This is a genomic window from Ralstonia sp. VS2407 (assembly GCF_052950655.1).
In genome coordinates this window covers 1-466 of the sequence record NZ_JBRFVG010000257.1, presented here as the reverse complement: position 1 = coordinate 466, position 466 = coordinate 1, and the positions used below count along the sequence as shown (strand labels likewise).

Here is a 466-nt window from a genome sequence, read left to right as displayed (position 1 = left end):
ATATTAAATACGTCAAACTTCCGAACGGCGAGCGGCGGGTCAAGCGGATCGAGGTGATGGTCTGCGATTGGCTGCACCGGGCGATCCTGACCGATCGCCGTATCGCAGCCTATCACCTCGATTTTTTCAAACTCGGTCCAATCGAGCGCCGGCTCTACGAGCTGGCAAAGTTCAACTGCGGTCAAGATGGCGGCTTCGAGGTCGACCTCAACGCTCTCGCAGAGCGGGTCGGATGTGCATCCGACAAGCGCGGTCTGGAATATTTCAAGAAGCAACTGAGGGAAGTAGCCGAGCAGGACTCGCTTCCCGAGTATATCGTCACGCTGGCCGAAGAGAAAATTCCGTCGCCTCGTGGCGGTCGCCCACGGATCAAGACCGTCGTGGCGCTCAAGGCACGCTCAGATGCGCTGGAACATGCAGCCCTTCCTGGGCACTGAACGAACACCCCAGGTTTTCCGTGCGAAAG

At 58.2% G+C, this 466-nt stretch carries 1 protein-coding gene; it reads left to right on the top strand.

The window, feature by feature from the left end; genetic code table 11:
• The coding region (locus ACU8YE_RS24915; RefSeq protein WP_446930217.1) for a replication initiator protein A at positions 1 to 437 on the top strand (437 nt) is incomplete at its 5' end.
• Positions 438 to 466 lie beyond the last annotated feature (29 nt).